The organism is Nonomuraea sp. NPDC050733, from assembly GCF_040654215.1.
Classification (GTDB): Bacteria; Actinomycetota; Actinomycetes; order Streptosporangiales; family Streptosporangiaceae; genus Nonomuraea.
The window spans coordinates 287,218-309,207 of record NZ_JBFAHO010000006.1 but is presented as its reverse complement, the minus strand read 5'-3'; the positions used below and the strand labels follow the sequence as shown (position 1 = coordinate 309,207).

Annotated in this window: 20 protein-coding genes; 10 read left to right on the top strand and 10 right to left on the bottom strand. The window is 71.9% G+C overall.

The window, feature by feature from the left end; genetic code table 11:
• Nucleotides 1-28: 28 nt before the first annotated feature.
• Nucleotides 29-1,345, bottom strand: coding sequence for a PLP-dependent aminotransferase family protein (locus AB0H64_RS14860; protein ID WP_357623971.1), 1,317 nt, complete (start codon nucleotides 1,343-1,345; stop codon nucleotides 29-31).
• Nucleotides 1,346-1,417: 72 nt separating this feature from the next.
• On the opposite strand from AB0H64_RS14860, the gene AB0H64_RS14855 reads away from it, so the two are divergent.
• A complete protein-coding gene (locus tag AB0H64_RS14855) occupies nucleotides 1,418-2,335 on the top strand; it encodes a branched-chain amino acid transaminase (protein ID WP_357623969.1) in 918 nt (305 codons plus the stop codon).
• Between the two features lie 122 nt (nucleotides 2,336-2,457).
• Here the strand turns inward: AB0H64_RS14855 and AB0H64_RS14850 are convergent, their stop codons facing one another.
• Nucleotides 2,458-3,492, bottom strand: a complete 1,035-nt coding sequence (locus AB0H64_RS14850) for a phosphotransferase (protein ID WP_357623968.1) — start codon at nucleotides 3,490-3,492, stop codon at nucleotides 2,458-2,460.
• A 190-nt stretch (nucleotides 3,493-3,682) separates the two neighbouring features.
• The gene (locus AB0H64_RS14845) at nucleotides 3,683-4,762 is read right to left on the bottom strand and encodes a LacI family DNA-binding transcriptional regulator (RefSeq protein WP_357623966.1); all 1,080 of its coding nucleotides are present in this window, start codon (nucleotides 4,760-4,762) and stop codon (nucleotides 3,683-3,685) included.
• A 176-nt stretch (nucleotides 4,763-4,938) separates the two neighbouring features.
• On the opposite strand from AB0H64_RS14845, the gene AB0H64_RS14840 reads away from it, so the two are divergent.
• The 5 genes from AB0H64_RS14840 (at nucleotide 4,939) to AB0H64_RS14820 (ending at nucleotide 11,106) form a co-directional block, all read left to right on the top strand.
• Nucleotides 4,939-5,859: a PfkB family carbohydrate kinase gene (locus AB0H64_RS14840; protein ID WP_357623965.1), complete on the top strand. Its 921-nt coding sequence runs from the start codon at nucleotides 4,939-4,941 to the stop codon at nucleotides 5,857-5,859.
• The gene (locus AB0H64_RS14835) at nucleotides 5,856-7,175 is read left to right on the top strand and encodes an extracellular solute-binding protein (protein WP_357623963.1); all 1,320 of its coding nucleotides are present in this window, start codon (nucleotides 5,856-5,858) and stop codon (nucleotides 7,173-7,175) included. The genes AB0H64_RS14840 and AB0H64_RS14835 overlap by 4 nt, the downstream gene beginning before the upstream one ends.
• 4 nt (nucleotides 7,176-7,179) lie before the next feature.
• Entirely contained in the window at nucleotides 7,180-8,067 is an 888-nt protein-coding gene (locus tag AB0H64_RS14830; RefSeq protein ID WP_357623961.1) for a sugar ABC transporter permease, read from the top strand.
• Nucleotides 8,064-8,951, top strand: a complete 888-nt coding sequence (locus AB0H64_RS14825; protein ID WP_357623959.1) for a carbohydrate ABC transporter permease — start codon at nucleotides 8,064-8,066, stop codon at nucleotides 8,949-8,951. Before AB0H64_RS14830 ends, AB0H64_RS14825 begins: the two co-directional genes overlap by 4 nt.
• 109 nt (nucleotides 8,952-9,060) lie before the next feature.
• Nucleotides 9,061-11,106 carry a beta-galactosidase gene (locus AB0H64_RS14820; RefSeq protein ID WP_357623957.1) on the top strand — a complete coding sequence of 682 codons (2,046 nt, stop codon included), beginning with the start codon at nucleotides 9,061-9,063 and terminating at the stop codon, nucleotides 11,104-11,106.
• A 60-nt stretch (nucleotides 11,107-11,166) separates the two neighbouring features.
• Here the strand turns inward: AB0H64_RS14820 and AB0H64_RS14815 are convergent, their stop codons facing one another.
• The 3 genes from AB0H64_RS14815 to AB0H64_RS14805 are packed head-to-tail and all read right to left on the bottom strand — an operon-like array spanning nucleotide 11,167 to nucleotide 14,398.
• Nucleotides 11,167-12,510: a sugar ABC transporter substrate-binding protein gene (locus AB0H64_RS14815; RefSeq protein WP_357623955.1), complete on the bottom strand. Its 1,344-nt coding sequence runs from the start codon at nucleotides 12,508-12,510 to the stop codon at nucleotides 11,167-11,169.
• Between the two features lie 50 nt (nucleotides 12,511-12,560).
• A complete protein-coding gene (locus AB0H64_RS14810) occupies nucleotides 12,561-13,478 on the bottom strand; it encodes a carbohydrate ABC transporter permease (protein ID WP_357623954.1) in 918 nt (305 codons plus the stop codon).
• Between the two features lie 2 nt (nucleotides 13,479-13,480).
• The gene (locus AB0H64_RS14805) at nucleotides 13,481-14,398 is read right to left on the bottom strand and encodes a sugar ABC transporter permease (protein WP_357623952.1); all 918 of its coding nucleotides are present in this window, start codon (nucleotides 14,396-14,398) and stop codon (nucleotides 13,481-13,483) included.
• Nucleotides 14,399-14,664: 266 nt separating this feature from the next.
• On the opposite strand from AB0H64_RS14805, the gene AB0H64_RS14800 reads away from it, so the two are divergent.
• A complete protein-coding gene (locus AB0H64_RS14800) occupies nucleotides 14,665-15,774 on the top strand; it encodes a LacI family DNA-binding transcriptional regulator (protein ID WP_357623951.1) in 1,110 nt (369 codons plus the stop codon).
• A 216-nt stretch (nucleotides 15,775-15,990) separates the two neighbouring features.
• On the opposite strand, the gene AB0H64_RS14795 is transcribed toward AB0H64_RS14800, so the two are convergent.
• Nucleotides 15,991-17,274, bottom strand: coding sequence for a serine hydrolase domain-containing protein (locus tag AB0H64_RS14795; RefSeq protein ID WP_357623949.1), 1,284 nt, complete (start codon nucleotides 17,272-17,274; stop codon nucleotides 15,991-15,993).
• Between the two features lie 185 nt (nucleotides 17,275-17,459).
• On the opposite strand from AB0H64_RS14795, the gene AB0H64_RS14790 reads away from it, so the two are divergent.
• From AB0H64_RS14790 to AB0H64_RS14780, 3 genes are all read left to right on the top strand, one after another.
• Entirely contained in the window at nucleotides 17,460-18,206 is a 747-nt protein-coding gene (locus AB0H64_RS14790; RefSeq protein ID WP_357623948.1) for a TetR/AcrR family transcriptional regulator, read from the top strand.
• Nucleotides 18,207-18,542: 336 nt separating this feature from the next.
• Nucleotides 18,543-19,133, top strand: coding sequence for a CGNR zinc finger domain-containing protein (locus AB0H64_RS14785; protein WP_357623947.1), 591 nt, complete (start codon nucleotides 18,543-18,545; stop codon nucleotides 19,131-19,133).
• An 81-nt stretch (nucleotides 19,134-19,214) separates the two neighbouring features.
• The gene (locus AB0H64_RS14780; RefSeq protein ID WP_357623945.1) at nucleotides 19,215-19,730 is read left to right on the top strand and encodes a protein-tyrosine phosphatase family protein; all 516 of its coding nucleotides are present in this window, start codon (nucleotides 19,215-19,217) and stop codon (nucleotides 19,728-19,730) included.
• Between the two features lie 120 nt (nucleotides 19,731-19,850).
• On the opposite strand, the gene AB0H64_RS14775 is transcribed toward AB0H64_RS14780, so the two are convergent.
• Genes AB0H64_RS14775 through AB0H64_RS14765 form a run of 3 tightly spaced genes read right to left on the bottom strand, consistent with a single transcriptional unit; the run spans nucleotide 19,851 to nucleotide 21,768 of the window.
• Entirely contained in the window at nucleotides 19,851-20,597 is a 747-nt protein-coding gene (locus AB0H64_RS14775) for a glucose 1-dehydrogenase (RefSeq protein WP_357623944.1), read from the bottom strand.
• Nucleotides 20,594-21,574: an alpha/beta fold hydrolase gene (locus AB0H64_RS14770; protein ID WP_357623943.1), complete on the bottom strand. Its 981-nt coding sequence runs from the start codon at nucleotides 21,572-21,574 to the stop codon at nucleotides 20,594-20,596. Before AB0H64_RS14770 ends, AB0H64_RS14775 begins: the two co-directional genes overlap by 4 nt.
• Complete coding sequence (locus AB0H64_RS14765) at nucleotides 21,571-21,768, bottom strand: hypothetical protein (RefSeq protein WP_357623941.1); 198 nt, start codon at nucleotides 21,766-21,768, stop codon at nucleotides 21,571-21,573. Before AB0H64_RS14765 ends, AB0H64_RS14770 begins: the two co-directional genes overlap by 4 nt.
• Nucleotides 21,769-21,990: the final 222 nt, after the last annotated feature.

The following is a 21,990-nucleotide window of genomic DNA, read 5'->3' as shown; positions in this document are numbered from 1 at the left end:
CTCCCAGCAGGGCGACGCCCTTTTCCGGTCATCCCAGTCGTGCCCAGGCGCGCGCGAGCGCCGCGACGGCCTGGTCGGCCACCGGCGGCGGCAAGGCGAAGCTGAGGCGCAGATGGTCGCGATGGCGGCCGTCCCCTGAGAACAGCGAGCCGGGCGCGACCGCCACCCCCTCCTCGCGGGCCAGCGCCGCGAACCTGTCGCCGTCGGCGCCCGGCAGCCGCACCCACACCGACAGGCCCCCGGCGGGCCGAGCCCAGGACCAGTCGGGCAGCCGGTCGGCCAGGACGGCGGTGAAGCGGTCGCGGCGGCGTGCCAGCTCCTCCAGCCACGGGCCGACGGGGTTGTGTTCCAGCAGCTCGGCGGCCAGCCGCTGCGCCACGGCGCTGGTGGCCAGGTCGGAGTCCAGCTTGACCTCGGTGATCCGGGCCAGCAGCGCCTCGGGCGCCGTCAGCCAGCCGATCCGCAGGCCGCCCCACAGCACCTTGGACAGGGAGCCCACCGTCACCGTGCCGTGCGGGTGCACCCGGGACAGCGGCTCGGGCGGCGCCGCGCCGTCGTGGACGAGGGAAGCCAGGGCGCGATCCTCCACCAGGGGCACTCCGGCGGTCCTCGCCAGCTCGGCGACATGCCGCAGCTCGGGCACGGCTCCCGTCGGGTTGTCGACGCAGGCCACGTGGACGGCGGCCGGGCGATGCCGGGCGAAGGCGGCCTCGACGGCTCCGGGGTCGGTGAGGTCCACGGCGACGGCGTGCGCCCCGGCCCTGCGGAACGCCGCGAGCGCACCGACGTACGTGGGGTCGCCGACGAGCACGCGCTCCCCCGCCCGCAGCAGCGTGCGCGCGGCCAGGTCGATGCCCTGCTGCGCCCCTCCGGTGATCAGCACGGACCCGCCCGCCGCCGCGGCGTCGCCGGAGCCGAGCAGGGCGCGCAGGCGCGGGTCGCCCATGGCGTCGTAGCCGTGGCCGCTCGGGCTGCGCAGCAGCGTGGCCGGATCGAGCGGCGGCATCGCCAGGTGGGAGGCGTCGGGCACGACGGAGGTCGACAGGTCGGCGGGCAGGACGGCATCGGTGAGCAGCCCCGCCAGGGACCGCGTCCGGGTGACGTAGGTGCCGCTGCCGTGGCGGCGCTCGCACAGCCCCTCCTCGCACAGGGCGTTGAACGCGGCCGCCACCGTGCCCCGGCTCATGCCGACGGCCTGGGCCAGCTCCCGCTCCGACGGCAGCCGGTCGCCGGGTGCGAGGGCGCCGGTCTGGGCGAGGTCGGCCAGCGCACCCGCCAGGCGGCGGCTCGGCGCGCCCTGGTGCAGCCGGATACGGTCGAGGACCAGCGTGACGAGCGGTTCCATGAGGCACATACTAGCTTGCCACTTTTACAATCAGTGGCGTACCGTGCTGAGCCACTTGAGGAGGTGGCGTCCATGGAGACCGGTCGCATCTGGATGGACGGGACGCTCGTCCCGTGGGGCGAGGCCCGGGTGCACGTGCTCTCGCACGGGCTGCACTACGGCACGGGCGTGCTGGAGGGGACACGGGCGTTCGACACCGGTGCGGGGCCGGCGGTCTTCCGGCTGCGCGACCACCTCGAGCGGCTCCACCGCAGCGCCCGGATCGTCGGGATGCGGGTCCCGTACGAGGTGGAGGAGCTGGAGGCGGCCACGCTGGAGACCGTCGCCGCCAACGGCCACCGCGCCTGCTACATCCGACACCTCGTGCACCGCGGCTACGGCGAGCTGGGCCTGGCCGCGCGCGCCAACCCGGTCGTGGTGTCGATCGCGACGTGGGAGTGGGAGGCGCCGGCCACCGGCGTGCGGCTGATGACCAGCTCGTGGCGGCGCAACGACCAGGCGGCCGTGCCGACGGCCGCCAAGGCGACGGGCCCCTACCTCAACTCGGTGCTGGCCAAGGCCGAGGCGGTCGAGGCCGGCTACGACGAGGCGGTGCTGCTGAACGCGGCCGGCCAGGTCAGCGAGTGCACCGCCGCCAACCTGTTCGTGGTCCGCGACGGGCGGGTCGGCACCCCGCAGTCGAGCGCCGGGGCGCTGGAGGGCATCACGCAGGACACCGTCGAGCGCCTGGCCGCCGACCTCGGCATGCCGGTGACAAGGCACGACGTGATGCGTTCCGACCTCTACGGCGCCGACGAGGTGTTCCTGTGCGGCACCGCCGCCGGGGTGGTGCCGGTGCGCTCGGTCGACGGGCGCGAGCTGGCCGTCCCCGGACCGGTGACGACCGCGCTGGCCGCCGCCTACGCCGAGGCCGTGCACGGCCGCGACCCCCGCTACCGGCACTGGCTGACCCCGGTACGACCGCGCCTGTCGGCCGGCCTGCTCCCCTGATCCGCGGGTGCCCGCGGCGGTGCCCCGGCGACGGCCGAGCAGACGCGCGGGCCGAGGCCGTCGCGATCACCGGCGAGAAGGGCCGGCTGGTCCGGCCCTTCTCGCCCGCTGCCCGGACCCCGTCAGGCGCGCGTGGAGACCAGCCAGGCGACGGTGTCGCGGAGCCCGGCCCACGCCTCCTCGCTGTCGGCCCCGCCGTCGTGCGGCGCGCGGAACCAGACGGCGAAGGCGGCCACGTCGTCGAGCGCCCACCGCAGCCGGTAGCCGTCCAGGAGGGACCGGTCGGGACGGTGGCCGGTCGCCTCGGCGTAGCGATCGAGGTCGGCCGGGTCCTGAGCGACGTGCCACAGGTCGCGCTCGGGCGGCGCGAGCCCCACGGTGTCCCAGTCGATGAGCAGGCATCGGTCACCCAGCGTGAGCACGTTGCCGGGATGCGGCTCGCCGTGGGTCACGACGCGCCGGCGCCCGGCCGGCTCCCCGGTCAGCCGGTCGAGCCCGGCGAGCCGGTCGCGCAGCGCGCCCGCGTGGGCGGACAGCAGGGCTCGCGCCGGCTCCCCGAACGGGCCGCCGAGCCAGGGGGCCGCCCGGTCGTCCAGCGCGTCGTCCAGCGCCTGTTCCAGGCCGGCGCGCTGGGGCAGGGCCACCGGGGCGACGGGGAGCGAGGGCGGGGGCTGCGCCTGGTGGAGGCAGGCGAGCAGGTCGATGACGCGGTGCCGCGCGGCGGGCGTGAGGGGCCGGCCGAAGTGGCCCGGTGTGCCGGGGACGAACGGCAGGACGCTGACGGCGTGGCGGACCCCGAGCCGCCGCACGGTCCCGCCGCCCTCGGCGGCTCGCACGGGCGCCACGACGAAGTCGAGCCCTCCGTGTTCGCGCAGATGGGCGGCCGTGTCCATGGCCCTCGTCAGCCCACGGTAGGCGGCGTCGGGCCCGGCGCCGAGATACTCCTTGGCACCCAGATCCGCCACGGTGACGAACCATTTCCGCCCGGCGGGAGCACCCTCGGCGGGAGCGGGAGCGGTCGTGGGGACGGTGGCGGTCCAGTGGTAGTCGCCGAAGCCCACAGGCGCGTACTCCAGGGACACCGAAGACCCGATCCCCCACGCCGCCAGGGCATGCCGCACGTCCTCGTCGCCGACGCCCTCGGGCCGCTCTTTCACGCCTCAGAGGCTAACCAGCGGCCCGAGCCGCCGGCATCCCGTTAACTCAGCGTAACCGGAATGCCCCGGCGACGGCCGAGAGGACGCGCGTAACGGCGCCCGGCCATGTGCGGGTTCAGCGGCCGTCTCCCTGGAGGCCCCCAGCCCCGTACGACGACTGGCGCCGACCAGGCGGAGCCGTAACAGAAGATCATCGAGATGAGGCGGACTCCCGCTCGATGAAGCGGGTCGGCAGCCTCCGGTGGGTGAAGCGTTTGTCGCTGCCCTGGACGCGGTCGAGCAGCAGCCGCCCCGCCTCCGCCCCCAGCTCGTAGATCGGCTGCGCCACCACGCTCAGCGGTGGCGAGATCGCCTCGGCCCAGTCCGCGTCGTCGAAGGCCACCAGCGACACGTCCGCCGGACAGCGCAGCCCGAGCCCACGCAGCGCCTGGAGCACCCCCAGCGCCAGGAGGCTGTCCAGGGCGAGGATCGCCGTCGGCGGGTCCGGCAGCGCGAGCACGCGCCGGGTGGCGGCGGCCGCGTCCGCCCGGCGGAAGCCCTCGGCGCTCACCAGCTCCGGCCGGGGCTCGACCCCCGCCTCCACCAACGCGTCGCGGTAGCCGGCGGCGCGCGCGCCGACCGTGGTGGCCGCCAGTCGCTCCACTCCCCGCAGGCCGGGACGGGACAGCTTGTCACGGAGCTTCTCATCGCCGCCGGTCAGTAATGCGACCGACCGGTGCCCGAGTTTGAGCAGCCGCTCGGTGGCGTCCTTGGCGGCGGCCCGGTTGTCGATGCCGACCGTGTCGGCTTCGAGGCCGGGCACCCGCCGGTCGAGCAGCACGACCGGGATGCCGGCGTCCACGACGGCCTGCAGCGCGTCGCGGTCGGCGACGTCCGTCGGGGCCACGACGAGGCCGTCGACGCGGCGCTCGGTGAGCACGCTCAGCGCCTTGCGTTCGAGCGTGAGGTCCTCGTCGGTGTTGACGAGCAGCACCTCCCAGCCGCGCTCGTGCGCGGCGTCCGCGATGCCGCGCAGGGCGCGCGAGAAGAACGGGTTCTCGATGTCGGGTACGAGCACGCCGAGCGTGTGCGTCAGACCCGTGATCATGCTGCGCGCCAGGCTGTTGGGCCGGTAGCCCAGGCGTTCGGCGGCGGCCAGGACGGCCTCGCGGCTCTTCCTGCTCACCGAGCCGTAGCCGCCCAGTGCCCGGCCGGCCGTCGCGGTGGAGACGCCCGCCTCCTTGGCGACGATCTCGATCGACGGCATGGCCCGCCGGACGCTGCCGCTCATGCGCACCCCCGGTGCTGCTTGGTCGTGTCCTGGACATCATCCCTCAGCGAGGAGAGCGAAAGGGGTGATCAACGGGCCACCGTAGCGGATTCGGCGGCAACCCTTGACATGGGTCCCACAGATTGAGAACGTTCTCACCCAAGTGAGTGAGAACCTTCCCAGTCACAGGAGCCCGTGTGAACCCACGCCTGGTTGCCGTCGGCGACAACGTCGTCGACTGCTACCCCGACCTCGGCGTCATGTATCCCGGCGGAAACGCCGTCAACGTCGCCGTCCATGCCCGCAGGCTCGGCGCCGGCTCAGGCTACCTGGGCGCCGTGGGCACCGACGCGGCGGGCCGGGTGGTCAGCGCCGCGCTCGCCGGCGAGGGTGTGGACCTGTCCCTGCTGCGCACCGTGGACGGGCCGAACGCCTCCGCGACCGTCCGCCTGGTCGCCGGGGAGCGCAAGTTCACCGGCGGGCAGGAGGGGGTCTCCCGGTTCCGCATCTCCCCCGCCGACCTCGAACGGCTGGCGGAGGCCGACCTGGTCCACACCGGCGAGTGCTCCTTACTGGAGGACCAGCTTCCGGAGCTGGCCACGGCCGCGCGGCGGCTGTCGTTCGACTTCTCCGAGCGCCCCTGGGAGTACGTCGAGACCCACGCCCGCCACGCCGGCATAGCGATCCTGTCGTCCCCGTCCGGCTCGCGCGACGAGGCGCTCGCGCTGGCCCGCCGGGTGCGGGACCTCGGCCCCTCACTCGTCGCGGTGACGCTCGGCTCCCACGGAGCCGTGCTGGTCAGCGGCGACGAGACGGCCTGGGCCCCCGCCGAGCCGGTGGACGTGGTCGACACCCTGGGAGCCGGCGACGCGTTCATCGCCCGCCTGCTCGTCGGCGCCGTCCGCGGCGAGGACCTGCCGGACCTCGCCGCGGCCGCCACCGCCTACGCCTCCCTCGCCTGCACCTCGTACGGGGCCTTCGGGCACGAGGCCCCCCTCGACGCCACCCTCGCCACCCCCCAAGCCCCGGAGCCGCTCCGGGAAGCCTCCGGGGCCGAGACGCTCCGGAACACCTCCGGGGCCGAGGCAACGACGCCCAAGAGCAAGGAGTCAGCATGAACAAGCACCGCTGGAGCGCGCTCTCGCTGGTCACCGTCCTCGTCGCCGCAGCCGGCTGCGGCGGCGGTGGCGGGTCCGACGCGGCGCCCGCCAAGGCCGACCTGGCCGCGCCCAAGGAGAAGTCGGGCACGCTGACGATGGTGACCAAGTTCGCCTCCCCGGAGTACGCCCCGTACTTCGAGAAGGTGGTGGCCGCCTACGAGCAGGCCAACCCGAAGGTGGACATCAAGCTGGAGCAGGTCGGCGACCAGGCGTACAAGGACAAGATCCGCGTGCTGAGCGCGTCCCGCGACCTGCCCGACATCTACTTCTCCTGGGCGGGCGACTTCGCCAACAAGTTCGTGCGGGCCGGCCTGGCGGCCGACCTGACGAGCGTCCTCGGCCCCAGCACCCCGTGGGGCTCGACGTTCGCCCCGGCGGCGCTCAAGGCGTTCGAGTACAGCGGCAAGAACTACGGCATGCCGATCGACCTCGACGGCAAGTACCTCGCCTACAACAAGACGGTCTTCGACAAGGCGGGCGTCACCGTTCCGAAGTCGTTCGAGGAGCTGCTGACCACCTGCGACAAGCTGAAGGCGGCGGGCGTGCAGCCGATCGCGTTCGGCAACCAGTACGGCTGGGCGGCCATCCACTACATCACCCAGCTCAACGCCTACGACGTGCCGGCCCAGACGCTGACCGCCGACTACAACCCGGCCGGCGGCGCGTTCACCGACCCCGGCTACGTCACGGCGCTCAAGCAGTTCGCCGACCTGGTGGGCCGGTGCGGCACCAAGGACGCCAACGGGCTGTCGCACGAGACCGCGCAGGCGCAGTTCCTGTCCGGCAAGGCGGGCATGCACTACCTGGAGTCGGTCGAGTTCGAGGCGGTCGAGAAGGCCAAGCCGCCGCTCGAGTGGAGCTTCTTCCGGCTGCCCGCGCCGTCCGGCGCCCCCGGCGACGCCTCGGCCCTCACGGGCGCGCCCGACGGGTTCCTGGTCAACGCCAAGAGCAAGAACGCGGGGCTGGCGGTGGACTTCCTGAAGTTCATGTCCAGCAAGGAGAACGCGGCGGCGATGACCAAGGAGATCGGCTGGCTCAGCCCGGTGAAGGGCTCGGCGGCCGCGGCCGAGGCCGACACGCAGCTCACCGAAGCCCTGGCCGACATGGACAAGGCCGGAAATTTCGCGATCTGGTTGGACACGATCACTCACGCTGAGGTCGCCAGCGCGTACCTGTCCGGCGTCGAGGGCATGCTGTCCGGCTCCCGCACCCCCGAGCAGGTCATGACCGGCGTCCGCGAGGCGGCCGCGAAGGCGAAGAAGGAAGTCGGTTGATGCCATGGGCGCCTTGCTGACCCGCTGGCGCGCCTGGATATGGGTGCTGCCCGCCGTCGCCCTGCTGCTGGTGTTCGTCTACTACCCGATCGTGGACAACCTGCGGCTGAGCTTCTTCTCCTGGAACGCCTTCTCCCCCGAGCCCCGGTTCGTGGGCCTGGACAACTACCGCGAGACGTTCACCGACCCGGTGTTCTGGCGGGCGTTGCTCAACAACGTCGCCTACGCCGTCGTCTCCCTGGTCTTCCAGGCCGGCCTGTCGCTGGTGCTCGCGGCGCTGCTGGAGGAGCTCGTCGGCAAGCGGCTGCGCGGGCTGCTGCGCACGCTGTACTTCATCCCGGCCGCCATGTCGATCACCGTCGCGGGCGTCCTGTTCTCCTTCCTCTACAACCCCAGGTACGGGCTGGTGAACGAGGCGCTGTGGGCCGTGGGCCTCGGCCACCTGGCCCGGGCCTGGCTCGGCGAGGAGTCGTCGGCCATCTGGAGCGTCATCGGGATGAGCCAGTGGCAGGGGGTGGGCTACACCGCGGTGCTGTTCGTGGTGGCCATGCAGCGCATCCCGCGCGAGTACTACGAGGCCGCCAAGGTCGACGGCAGCGGGGCGGTGCGCACGTTCTTCTCGATCACGCTGCCGATGGTCCGCGAGATGACGACGCTGATCGTCATCCTCACGATCTCCGGGGCGTTCCTCGTCTTCAACGAGGTCATGGTGATGACGGCCGGCGGCCCGGACAACTCCAGCCAGGTGCTCGGCACGTGGCTGTACCGCAAGGCCTTCTTCGAGGACGACATGGGCTACGCCGCGTCCGTGGCCACGGTGATCTTCGTCATCACGTTCGCCATCGCGGCCGCGCAGCTGGCCGTGTCCCGACGCCGGAGGTATGACACGTGATCGCGCTGAACTCGGCGCTCGACGGCCGGGCCGCCGCCCGGCACCGGCCCCGCGCCAGCGTGGGCTTCCGGACCGTCGTGGGGCGGGTGCTGGGATGGACCCTGCTCGGGGCGTTCGCCGTAGCCGTGCTGTACCCGGTGCTGTGGATGGTGCTCAGCGGGTTCAAGGACAACCAGGAGATCTTCAACCAGCCGTGGGGGCTGCCGGGCGAGCTGCGCTGGAGCAACTACGCCCGCGCCTGGGACACGGGCGTGGTCCGCTACTTCACCAACAGCGTCATCGTCACCTCGGCGTCCATCGTGGCCACCACGCTGATCAGCGCCTGGGCGGCCTACGGGCTGTGCCGGCTCAGGCTGCCGTTCGGCAACGCCGTGGCGCTGCTCGTGCTGGGCGGGCTGCTGCTGTCACCGACGGTGGCGCTCATCCCGCTGTTCCGGCTGCTGACCGCGATCGGGCTGTTCGACACGTACTGGGCGCTGATCGTGCTCTACACGGCCTTCCGCATCCCGTTCACGATCTTCCTGATCCGGGCGTACATGATCGAGCTGCCGCGCTCCGTGGACGAGGCGGCCACGATCGACGGGGCCTCGAAGGCACAGATCTTCTGGCGGGTCATCCTGCCGATGTCACGGCCGATCCTGGTGTCGGCGGCGCTGCTGCAGGCGCTGTTCGCGTGGAACGAGTTCGCGTTCGCGCTGGTGTTCGTCAGTGACGAGTCGCTGAAGACGCTGCCGGTGGGCCTGGTGTCGATGCAGAGCCGTCTCCTGACGGACTGGCCGGTGGTGCTGGCCGGTCTCACCATGGCGGCGCTGCCCACGATCGTGCTGTTCCTGGTGGGGCAGCGCCAGTTCCTGCGCGGGCTGACGGAGGGCGTCGGCAAGTAGGCGGCAGGTGACGGGCGGGCGGAGCTCTTGCGACGAGCGGCCGCCCGCCCTTTCGCGGGCGATGTCCGGTAGCCTATGTTTACGTAAACATCGGTCTGCAGGAGTAGCAGTGACAGCTCATCAGGCACCCCGCTGGCTTCGCTGGCCCTCGGACACCTCCCGCGGACGGCTCGCCTTCGGCGCGGACTACAACCCGGAGCAGTGGCCCCCGGAGGTGTGGGAGGACGACGTCCGGGCGATGCGCCGGGCCGGAGTGAACATCGTCTCGCTGGCGATCTTCTCCTGGGCCCGCCTCCAGCCACGCGCGGACCGCTGGGCCTTCGACTGGCTGGACCAGGTGATGGACCTGCTCCACGCGAACGGCATCGCCGTGGATCTGGCGACCGCGACCGCGTCCCCGCCCCCGTGGCTGACCACCGCGCACCCCGAGATCCTCCCCGTCGACCACGACGGCCGCACCCTGTGGCCGGGTGCGCGCCAGCACTGGCGTCCGACGTCACCGGTCTTCCGCGAGCACGCCCTGCGGCTGGTCCGGGCCATGGCGGAGCGGTACGGCAGCCACCCGGCCCTGGCCGCGTGGCACGTCTCCAACGAGCTCGGCTGCCACAACGTCTACGACTTCTCCGACGACGCCGCCGCGGCCTTCCGCACCTGGCTGCGCGACCGGTACGGCACGATCGAGGGACTCAACCGGGCCTGGGCGACGACGTTCTGGTCGCAGGAGTACGGCGCGTGGGAGGAGATCCTGCCGCCGCGCCTGGCCGCGTCCTACCCCAACCCGACCCAGCAGCTCGACTTCAAGCGGTTCTCCTCGGACGCGCTGAAGGACTACCTGCGGGCGGAGCGGAGCGTGCTGACCGAGCTCACGCCCGGCATCCCGGTCACCACCAACTTCATGGTCATGGGCGAGACCAAGGGGATGGACTTCGCCGACTGGGCGCGCGAGGTCGACTTCGTCTCCAACGACCACTACCTGCTGACCGGCCCGCAGGCCCAGGACGAACTGTCGTTCTCGGCCAACCTGACCGGCCGGCTCGCCGGGGGCGAGCCCTGGTTCCTGATGGAGCACTCCACCAGCGCGGTGAACTGGCAGCCGGTCAACCTGGCCAAGAGGACCGGCGGCATGGCCCGCGACTCGCTGACCCACGTCGCGTACGGGGCGGACGCCGTGTGCTTCTTCCAGTGGCGGCAGTCGGCGGGCGGAGCCGAGAAGTACCACTCGGCGATGATCCCGCACGCCGGCACCGACAGCGAGGTGTTCCGCTCGGTCGTGGACCTCGGCGCGACCCTGGAGGCGCTCGCCCCCGTGGCGGGCACGCGCCGTCGCCGGGCAGCGGCGGCGATCGTGTTCGACTGGGACTCCTGGTGGGCGAGCGAGCTGGACTCCCATCCCACGTCCCGCCTGCGGTACCGGCAGGAGGCGCTGGACTGGTACTCGGCATTCGCGGCGGCCGGCGTGCGGGTGGACGTCATCGGCTCCGCCGACGACTTGTCGCACTACGACCTGCTCGTCGCCCCGATCCTGTACGTCGTGCCGCAGGCGCTCGCCGACCGCCTGAGCGGGTACGTGGCCGGCGGCGGCCATCTCGTCACCACGTACTTCTCCGGCATCGTCGACGAGAACGACCACGTGTGGCTCGGCGGCCATCCCGGCGCGCTGCGCGACCTGCTCGGCATCCGGATCGAGGAGTTCGGCCCGCTGCTCGACGGCGACCGGGTCGACCTCGACCTCGGCGTGTCCGGGACCCTGTGGAGCGACCGGATCGACGTCACCGGGAGCGACGTCAAGGTCGTCGCCGGCTACACGTCCGGCGAGCACGCGGGCCGGCCCGCGATCACCACGCGCCCCGTCGGCACCGGCTCGGCGTCCTACGTCTCGACCAGGCTCGGCCCCGAGGGGCTGCGGCCGGTGCTGGCCCTGCTCCTGGCCACGAGCGGGGTGCGTTCGGAGCTTCCCGCCGCCGTCGCCGGAGCGGTGGAGCTGGCGGTGCGGGCCGGTGCCGACGCCGACTACTGGTTCCTCATCAACCGCACCGACGAGAGCGTCGTCGTGGACGGCGTGGCCGGCGAGGTGCTCCGGGGGCCGTGCCTGGCCGCCGGCCCGACACTGGGCCCCCGCCAGGTGTGCGTCCTGCGCCGCCCGCACGGGTCCTGACGGACATGACGAGGCCGGTCGCGGTGTCCCGCGACCGGCCTTGACGGTTCTGGTGGGGGGCTACTGGACTGTGAAGCCCTGCTCCTGGCCGTACTTCACGGAGGCGTCCTGCCACGCCTTCAGGCCGTCCTGCAGGGTGGTGCCGCTGATGTAGGCCTTGCCGACGGTGTCGTTGAAGACGCTGTTGGCGTAGACCTGGTACGGCAGGTAGGACCAGCCGGGGACGACCTGGCTCGCCGACTCGGCGAGCACCTGGTTGATCTGCTGGTCGCCGAAGTACGCGAACTTCTTGTCACGGAAAGCCGGGGACTCCAGCTGCGCCTTGGTGGCCGGGAACGCGCCGCCGTCCACGCGGGCCTGCACGCCCTCGTCGACACTGGCGTACTTGGCGAAGGCGTAGGCCAGCTTCTTGTTGGCGGCGGCCTCCGGGACGGCCAGCGAGCTGCCGCCGTTCTCCGAGGTGGCCTTGCCGCCGCTCTCCCACTGCGGCATGGGCGCGACCCGCCACTTGCCGGCCCCGGCCTTGACGCCGGTCTCGAGGTTGGCGGGCATCCAGGCGCCGATCACGAGCGTGGCGATGCTGCCGTCACCGAGGCCCTTGTACCAGGCGTCGCTCCACGAGCTGACCGGCGCGACGAGCTTGCCGCTGACGAGCTGCTGCCAGGCCGAGGTGAACTTCTGCGTGCCGGCGTCGGAGAAGTTGACGCTCACCTTGGTCCCGTCGACCTGGTAGGGCTTGCCGCCGGCCTGCCAGATCATGCTGGTGGTGAAGCCGGCGTCGCCGGTGTCGTTGGTGATGTACGCCTTCGGGTCGGCGTCGTGCAGCTTCTTGGCCGCCGCGATGTACTCGTCCCAGGTCGCCGGCACTTCGATCTTGTGCTTGTCGAAGACGTCCTTGTTGTAGAACAGGGCCATGGGGCCGGAGTCCATGGGCAGGCCGTAGATCCCGCTGCCGGAGTGGACGGAGCCCCACGGGCCGGGGGTGAAGGTGCCGTCGAGCTTGTCGGCGCCGAAGGTCGTCAGGTCGGCGACCGACTTGCCGAGCGCGAACTGCGGCAGGGCGTAGTACTCGATCTGGGCGACGTCGGGCACGCCGGAGCCGGCCTTGACCGCGTTCTGCAGGGCGGTGTACTGGTCGTTGCCGGTGCCGGCGTTGACCAGGTTGACCTTGACCTTCGGGTACTTGGCCTGGAAGTCGGCGACCACCTTCTTCAGGGTGGGCTCCCACGCCCAGACCGTGATGCTGCCGCCGGCGTCCAGCGCCGCCTGGAGGTCGTCGGTGGACGCGCTCCGGGTGGCGGCGGTCCCGGAGCCGCCGTCCCCGGAGGAGCCGCAGGCGGTGGCGAACAGCGATACCGACAGTGCCGCGCCCAGCAGGAGGGCGTGGCGGCGGGTTATCGTCATGGATGGCCCTTTCATGGGGTGTGCCTGGGGACGGTCGGGCGTGGCGTCGGTCATCCCTTGACGCTTCCGGCCGACAGTCCCGACTGCCAGTACCGCTGGAGCAGCAGGAACGCCGCGATCAGCGGGACGATGGTGAGCAGTGATCCGGTGATCACCAGGTTGAAGATGGCCTCGCCGCCCGCGGTGGCCGCCTGGCGGTTCCAGCTGTTGAGACCGAGTGTCAGCGGATACCAGTCCGGGTCCTTGAGCATGATCAGCGGCAGGAAGTAGTTGTTCCAGGTCGCGACGACGGTGAAGAGCAGGACCGTGACGATCCCGGGCGCCAGCAGCGGCAGGCTGATGCGGAAGAACGTCTGGAACTCCCGGGCCCCGTCCACGCGCGCCGATTCGAGGATCTCGTCGGGGACGGCGTCGGAGGCGAACGTCCACATCAGGTAGAGGCCGAACGGCGAGATGAGCGACGGGATGATGATCGCCCACGGGGTGTCGGTCAGGCCGAGGCCGGAGAACATGAGGAAGGTCGGGACGGCCAGCGCGGTGCCGGGGACCGCGACCGCCCCGATGACGATCGCGAAGACGGCCTTCTTGCCGGGGAAGTCGAACTTCGCCAGCCCGTACCCGGCGATCGTCGCCAGCAGCGTCGCGCCGCCCGCGCCGACGACGACGTAGAGCAGGGTGTTGAGCAGCCAGCGGGTGAAGATGCCGCCGCCGTAGGTGAAGGTGTCGCCGATGTTGGCGAACAGGGCGAAGTCGCCGTCGAACCACAGGCCGAACGTGCCGAGCAGCCCTTCCTGGGTCTTGGTCGCGTTGATCACGAGCCAGGCCAGCGGGAGCAGCGTGTAGAGGAGCATGATCGCGGTCAGGGCGGTCAGCGTGGCGCTGCGCCGCCTGCGCTGCGGCCTGCGCCGGATGACCAGAGGGCGGGAGGAGGTCCGCGCGCGGCGGGGAGCGTGGGTGGTGGCTGCCATGGTCAGGCCCCCTTCCGCATGCCGCGGAGCTGGACGACGTAGGCGACCACCATGGTGATCACGCCCATGACGATCGCGACGGTCGCCGAGTAGTTGAACTGCTGGCCCCGGAAGGACAGCGAGTAGGCGTAGTAGTTCGGGGTGAAGTAGGTCGTGATGGCGTTCGGGGCCAGGTCCTTGAGGATGCTGGGCTCGGTGAAGAGCTGGAAGCTGCCGATGATCGAGAAGATGGTCGAGATCAGCAGCGCTCCGCGCAGGGCGGGGAGCTTGATCGACCAGACGATGCGGAGCTGGCCGGCGCCGTCCATCTCCGCCGCCTCGTACAGGGACGGATTGACCACGCGGAGGGCGGAGTACAGGATCAGCATGTTGTAGCCGACGAACTCCCAGGTCACGATGTTGCCGATCGAGGCGAGGATCAGGTCGGCCGACAGGGGGTCCGGCAGCGACAGCCCGAGCGTCTCGTTCAGGTTGCCGATGAGGCCGAACTGGGTGCCGTACATGAAGCCCCACATCAGCGCCGCGACCACCGAGGGCACCGCGTAGGGCAGGAACACCGAGATGCGGAAGAAGCTCGTCCCGTACAGCCGGCCGCTGTCGATCGCCAGAGCCACCAGCAGCGCCAGGAACAACATGATCGGGACCTGGACGACCAGGAAGATCGCCACCCTGCCGAAGGCGGACCAGAACTGCGGGTCACCCAGCGCCTTGAGGTAGTTGTCGGCGCCGACGAAGGTGGTCCCGCCGATCAACTGGGTGCGGAACAGGCTCAGGTAGACGGAGTACGCGATCGGCGCCAGGAAGACGAGCGCGAACACCGCCATGAACGGCCCGACGAACCGCCATCCCGTCCACGGTCGCCGCCTCCGGGGCGCCGCCCTCCAGCCGCCCGGCGCGCCCGCCTGCGGTGTTGCGACCACCGGTCCACTCCTCCCTGCCGGGACACCCGACTCTCAGCGTGGCGTTCACGTGAACATGAGACTGACGAGAAAGCCCCCGGCCGGCTGACCGAGGGTGACGAGGGATGATCGAAAAGTGATGTTTACGTAAACGTCCGTGCGGTATCGTGGCACCCGCCACACGGGTCGTCAAGGTTTCCCCGACGTCAACGACCGTCCTCGGACGGGGGCGGAAGGGCGCCAGGGAGGAAGCAATGAACCGGGGCGGTCGGGAACAAGGGAGCACGATGCCGGACACGGTGCCTGGCGCGGGTTCTGGTGCGGCTTCTGGGGCGGTGCCCAGCGGCGGCGCGCAACGCGGCGGGTCGGGCATCCCCGGCGGGCGCCGCAAGCAGCGCGTCTCCATGGCCGACGTCGCCAAGCTCGCGGGCGTCTCGTCGCAGACCGTGTCACGGGTCTCGAACGGCCATCCCGGCGTGATCGACTCGACCCGCGAGCAGGTGCTCGCGGCCATGCGCGAGCTGGGCTACCGGCCCAACAGCGCCGCCCGCGCGTTGCGGTACGGCCAGTTCAACACCATCGGCGTCATCCTCTTCAGCCTGGCCTCGACCGGCAACAGCCGCACGGTGGAGGCGATCGCCACCCACGCCGCGGCCGAGGGGTACGCCATCACGCTCATCCCCATCGACGTGCCCACCCAGGACAACGTGCTGGGAGCCTTCACCCGGATGGGCGAGCTGGCCGTGGACGCGGTCATCGTCATCATCGAGATCCACCTGCTCGACTCCGGCACCGTGACCCTGCCGCCCGGAGTGCACATCGTGGTCGTGGACTCCGACGCCGGCGACCGCTACAGCGTCGTCGACACCGACCAGGCCGAAGGGGCGCGACGGGCCGTCCACCACCTGCTCGACCTGGGACATCACACCGTCTGGCACGTGACCGGGCCGCGGACGTCCTACGCCGCCCAGAGCCGCGCCCGCGCCTGGCGCACCACGCTGGAGAAGGCCGGACGGCCGGTGCCGCCGCCCCTGCAGGGCGACTGGTCGGCCGAGTCCGGCTTCGCCGCCGGTCTTGCGCTCGCCGACGAGCCAGGCTGCACGGCGGTGTTCGCCGCCAACGACCAGATGGCCCTCGGGCTGCTGCGCGCCTTCCACGAGCGCGGCCGGGCGGTCCCCGGCGACATCAGCGTGGTCGGGTTCGACGACATCCCGGACGCCGAGTTCTTCGTCCCGCCCCTGACCACCGTTCACCAGGACTTCGCCGAGGTGGGCCGCAGGTGCGTGCAGCAGGCCCTGGTCCAGATCCGCGAAGGTCGCCCCTCGCCCCCCGGCACCGACCTCGTCCCGACCAGCCTGGTGGTCCGGCGCAGCACGGCCGGACCACGCCCGGCTTGAAGCCAAGGAACTGGTCATTGTCTCCCGGTGCCGGTCCCGCGCCTGCCTGCGCGGCTCCCCCGCCCGAACAGGCCGCCACCCGAACAACGCGTTCAGACCAGACGCCCACACCCGAAGATCATCAACAGACCGTCGATCACCAAACCTGGCTGTGGTCCTGGCGCCCTCCGACCCCGGCGGGCCGGATGACGATGATGGACGAGACGCGGCACGAGGTCAGGCGACGGCCTGGTAGGCGGCGGTCCAGAAGTCCTTGATGAGGTTCGGCGTGTCCGGGGAGTCCTGGGCCGTCTGGGTGAGCAGGACGCCGACGAGCCCCTCGGCAGGATCGGCGTACACACTCGTGCCGAGGCCGCCGTCCCAGCCGAACTGGCCCGGTGAGGCCAGGTCACGACGGTGGGTGCGGACGGCCATGCCGAAGCCGTAGCCGCCGTGGTGGCCGAAATGGTCGCCGAAGGCGTCCTTCTCCGTCTTCTGCGCGGGCGTGAGCCGGTCGCCGGTCATGAGCTCGACCGAGGCGCGCGACAGGACGCGCTCGCCGCCGAGCGTGCCCTTGTTGAGCAGCATCCGGTAGAAGGCGTGGTAGTCGTCGGCCGTCGAGACCAGGCCGTCGCCGCCCGCCGTGAACGCCGGCGGCCGGCTGTACTTCCCCCCGGCAGCCTCGTCCCACACCGTCAGTCCGCCGGTCCGCGGGTCGTGGGCGTAGCAGACGGGCAGCCGGTGGATCTTGTCCTCGGGCACGTGGAAGCCGGTGTCCTTCATGCCGAGGGGGTCGAGGATCCGCTCGCGCAAGAACGTCTCGAACGGCTGCCCCGACACCCTGGCGATGAGCACACCGAGCACGTCGGAGCCCGTGTGGTACTGCCACAGCTCGCCGGGCTGGCGCATGAGCGGCAGCTCGCCCAGCCGCCTGATCCACTCGTCGGGCCCGAAGTCCGGCGAGGTGGTGTCGAGGCCCAACTCGCGGATCGCGACCTGGATGGGATACGTGTCCGGCGGCGCGAGCACGGCGCCGAAGCCGAAGGTGAAGGTCAGCAGGTCGCGCGTCGTGATCGGCCGCTCGGCCGGCACGGTGTCGTCCAGCGGCGCCTCCAGGCTCCTCAGGACCCGCCGCTCGGCCAGCTCGGGCAGCCACGGGTCGACGGGGTCGTCGAGCCGCAGCCGGCACTCTTCGACGAGGACCATCACGGCCGCGGCCGTGACGGGCTTGGTGGCGGAGGCCATGCGGAAGATCGTGTCCCTGCCCATGGGCTCGCCTCCCCCGGCGCTCAGGGTGCCCATGACCTCGACGTGCGTCTGGTCGCCGCGGCCGACGAGGGCGACGAGGCCCGGGATCGCCCCGGACTCGACGGGCCGCGCCAGCACCTCGCGCATCCGGGCCAGCCCGGCCGGGGCCAGGCCGCCGGAGGCCGGGGCGTGCTCGTCGCATCTTCCCTGGGTGGCCCAGCCGCCCTTGGAGTCCCAAGTGCCGCTCATGTCCCAGGTGGTGGTCTTCGGCATGGTGGCCGTCCTTTCGCGTTCCCTGATCGACGTACGCTCCTCGCCGTTGCGAACACTGTACGCACAACGGCATGCCGTACGCAAACGGGAACGGTGGGGGCGCCAGCAGAGCCAATCGCGCAGTCATAGGGCATGTACGCTGATGCGTACACCGTGCGCTAGGGTGGGGCGGGAAAGGAGGCGTCATGCCGACCGGCAAGCCGGCCGTCCCCTCCGTGTGGGCGCGGCAGCGACACAAGCGGGCGCAGCCCGCCCTCAGCCAGGACCGGATCGTCGCCGAGGCCGTCCGCCTGCTCGACGAGGAGGGCATCGAGGCGCTCAGCATGCGCAGTCTCGGCAACCGGCTGGGCGCCGGCGCCACCTCCCTCTACCGGCACGTCGCCAACAAGGACGAGCTGATCGAGCTGGTGGTGGACGAGGTGTACGGCGAGCTGGAGGTGCCCGAGCCCGCGGGCTCCGAGGAGCCGGGCGCCTGGCGGGAGTCCGTCGCCGCGTCCGCGGGCAGCCTGCGGACGATGATCCTGCGCCATCCGTGGGTCGCCTCGGTGCTCGGCCAGGTCGGCCTGGCCCAGCTCGGCCCCAACCTGACGCGGCGGTCCGAGCGCATGCTCGCCCTGTTCCACCGTGCCGGCTTCCCCTCGGACGAGGCCGACCGGGCGATGAACACCGTCATCGCGTACGTCATCGGCATGACCGTCAGCGAGGCGGCGTACCTGTCGATGCTGGCTCGCAGCGGGCAGAGCGAGCAGGAGCTGATGGAGGGCTTGCGGCGGGTCGCCGAGGAGACCGTGCGCGACCTGCCGCTGCTGCGCGAGGGGTACGACACGCGGGCCGGTGAGGACCCGACGCGGCTGCGCGACGAGAGCTTCGCCTACGGCTTGGAGCGCTTCCTCGACGGGCTCCAGGCGCGGCTGGAAAACCTCAGGTCGTAGTCTCGGGTCGCAGGAAGGCCGGGCCGGAGCGGGCCTGCCGCTGGAGACGGCCCGACCTGCCGTCGGCGTACAGGCCTACGTTCCGGCATCCGAGCCGCTCCAGCTCGGCGACGAGGGCGGGGCGCATTCGCAGGCGGTGCAGGTGGGGGCGACGGTCACCGTGGGCCGGTCCGGCGGCAGCTCGCCGGCTGCCCCCGCGGCAGCCTCGGCGGTGAGGTTGGGGCGCCGGGCAGGTGCCCTCCTCGTCTCGGCAGCCAGGGACGGTCATGTCTTGATCCGCACCACTCTGTAAGGGGTATATTCTCGTTTTATCGGTTACCGAGAAGTGAGTGAGGCATGCGGATCTCCATCACCGACTATGCCGTGGGGGCGGCCGTGGCCGGCGACCTGGCCAACACCTCACCCACCGTGCAGACCACGAGCGGGGAGGCCCTGCCGACCCCTGAAGCGTTGACGCGGTTCCTCGCGCAGCACGGGCTGCGACCCGACGCCCTGGCGGATGGGCGGCCGCCGACCGGCGACGACGTCCGCGAAATTCACCTGCTGCGCCGGGAGGCGCGTGGCGTCGTGGAGACCGAGACGGAGGACCAGGCCGTCGCGGGCGCGGCCGTGCTCGCCAGGCGGGCCGGTCTCAGCCCGGTGCTGGACCGCGATCCCGGCGGGCGGTGGCAGTGGTACGTCCCGACCGCGCCGGGCGCGTCGCTGGCCGACGAGTTGGCCACGCTCATCGGTGTCGGGCTGCTCGGCGCCGTCCGTGCCCTGGGCCACAGCCGGTTCCGCGCCTGCGTCGCACCGGGCTGCCGCGGCGTGTTCGTCGACACCAGTCGCGGGGGGCGCCGCGTCTACTGCATGCCCGACCTGTGCGGCAACCGGCTCAACGTCGCCAATCACCGCGCACGACACCGGCTGGGCAACACCGCCCGGTGAAAGACGCCGTCCAGCGAGAGACGCCGCTCAACGAAAGACGTCGCTCAACGAAAGACACAGTGAAGACACGAGGAGACCTCGATGCGAGACCCTGGGGACAGCGCGGCGGCCGGCGAGCCCCTGAGCGAGCCACCGCTCGTGGGCGCCTTCCAGCTCCCGGACGGCTCCTGGATCCGTGGCCGTGGCCTGCGCCATCCGCTGCCGGAGGGGCCGGTGCCCGGCTTCGGCCTGTACCTCGGCTCCGACCGGCTCCGCCGTAGCCACGACAGCGAGCTGCGGTGGCCCCACGCGTGGATCCGGTGGCCCGACTTCCTGCTCCCCCACGACCACGATCTGGCCGTGCGGCAGATCCGCGCGCTGCATGAGCGGGCGCGGGCGGGCGCCGCGGTGGAGGTCGCCTGCGGGGGCGGAGTCGGGCGCACCGGCACGGTCATCGCCTGCCTCGCCGTCCTGGCCGGCCTCGACCCGGCCGACGCCGTCGCCTGGACGCGCGAGCATCACCACCGTCGGGCCGTCGAGACCCCGTGGCAGCGCCGCTGGGTACTGCGTTTCCCAAGCCGGACAGCCGGGGACGCTGCCCACCCACGTCCGCTGTGAGCCGGTCCTGAACGTCCCCCACCATGCCCACGATCCGCCACGACGCCGACCGGTGGTCCGGCGCAGCACGGCCGGACCACGCAGCGGCCTTGATCGCACGCCTCGGGCCGGGTGACCCGCTCAGGCGGGGATCGCGTTCACGAGACCGCCGTCGATCACCAGGTCCTGGCCGTTGATGTAGGACGCCTCGGGGGAGGCGAGGAACGCCACCGCCGCGGCGATCTCCTCCGGCCGGCCGAACCGGCCGGCCACGACGCGACCGGTGATGGCCGCCGCCTCCGCCTCGCTCAACGCCGCGGCCGGATACATCGGTGTGTCGATGTATCCGGGGCTGATGGAGTTGACGCGGACGCTCCGGGGCGCGAGTTCCGCCGCCAGGGTACGGGCCAGGTTGTGCGCGGCCGCCTTGGTCGCCGAGTACAACGTGAGGATGCCGTTGCCGCGGTGCAGGGTCCAGGAGGCGTTGATGACGACGGAGCCGCCCTCGGCGATCAGGGGCAGCGCCTTCTGGATGGTGAAAAACACGCCCTTGACGTTGACGTCGACGGTGTGATCGAAGTCAGCCTCGGTGATCTCGGCGAAGGGCACGAAGGTGCCCGTTCCGGCGTTGGCGAAGACGACGTCCAGCCTGCCGTACCGGGTCCTGACCGTGTCCATCAGGGCGTCCAGGGCCGTGAGGTCGGCGGTGTCCGCCACCACGCCGAGGGCTCGGGGGCCGAGCGTGGCGGCGGCCTGGTCCACGCGCTGCCGGGTACGGCCGGTGACGATCACGTGGGCGCCTTCGGCGACGAGGCGGTGTGCGGTGGCCAGCCCCATGCCGCTCGTGCCGCCGGTGATCAGTGCGGTCTTGCCGGTGAAACGGGTCATGTGAGTGCTCCGGAAAGCCAGTCGGCGGCGGTTGCCAGCCAGTCGGGGCGGGCGTTGCCGAGCAGATGGTCGCCGTGCGGGAGGTGCAGATACCGCCCGTGTGGTGCCAGGCGGGCCAGCGGCTCGCCGTTGGTCACGCCGGGGATGACGTCCTGGCCGCCGTCCACCACCAGCAGGGGGCAGGTGATCTCCGGCGCGAGGGCCGACAGGTCCACCTGCCCGGCGAAGCGGCGGGCTTCCGGCTCGCCGCCGGCCCGCTGGACGAGGAGCTCCCGTACGGGGGGCGGCAAGGCGTCCCAGTGCAGCCGGAAGGGACCGCTGACGGTGACGGCGGCCGCGACGCGGGTCTCCCGGGCGGCGCTCTCGGGGACGTAGTAGCCGCCGAGGCTGAGCCCGACGAGTCCCACCCGGGCCGTGCCGAGTGCGTCGACGACCTGGCCGATCACCTGGTGGTAGTCGGCGCGGACCGTGGTGGTGGCGGTGAGCACGCCCTGTCCCGGACCGTCCATGGCGAACACGGCCATGCCCCGGCGCAGCAGGGCGTCGACCACGTCGTGGAACTCCTCCTTGCCGGAGTCCAGTCCCGGAACCACGACCGCGGTGGCCGTGGCGCCGGCGGGACCGCGCAGCCAGCCCGCGAAACCAGGTCCCTCGATCCGGCGCGCGCCCGGCTCCAGCAGCTCCAGGGCGCGGCCCATGGCGGTGTCCGCCTCGGCGGCAGCGACCGCCTGCTCACGGTTGGGCCCCAGGGTGGCGAAGTGGAACCAGCGCGCCGCCACCTGGAAGTGCTCGCCGGCCGAGATCGGCGTGGCCGCCTGCCCGGCGCGCGCCAGATGCCCACGCGCGGCGCGCATGAACGCCGCGCCCCAGTCCGCCAGGTCTGCGAGGTCGCCGGTGACGCGCAGGTACTCGTGCGGGTCCAGCCCGGCTCCGGTGGCGCGCGACAGGTTGGCGGCGGCGAACTCCGCGGCGCTCATCGTGATGCTCCGATCGTCGGCACGGCCTCGCCCGGCAGGACCGCCGCGGGGCCCAGCTCGCGCAGGCGCGCACCGCGATCCGGCGAGCACGACTCGGCCTTGACCAGCACTTCGGAGGGAGAGGGCGCGGGCAGGGTGTCCTGGACGAACTCCACCGGCCGCGTCGCGTCCCCCGCGGGGATCAATCTACGCATGCGGCCATGAAACCGGCATCCCTGGCTCGTGATCCAACAACGGAAGCGACAGGCCGACAACCACCGGTTGTCGCCTGTGGTGACAGGCGTGGATCTCGGTGACCGCCGCGCTTCGACCTGGACGGCCTGCATCCCCTTGTGCAGGACATCGTCCTCAACACCCCCGGAGCTTCAGAGCTCATCGACAACCTCGTCGCCTACGCGTTCTCGCCCGCCGGCCCG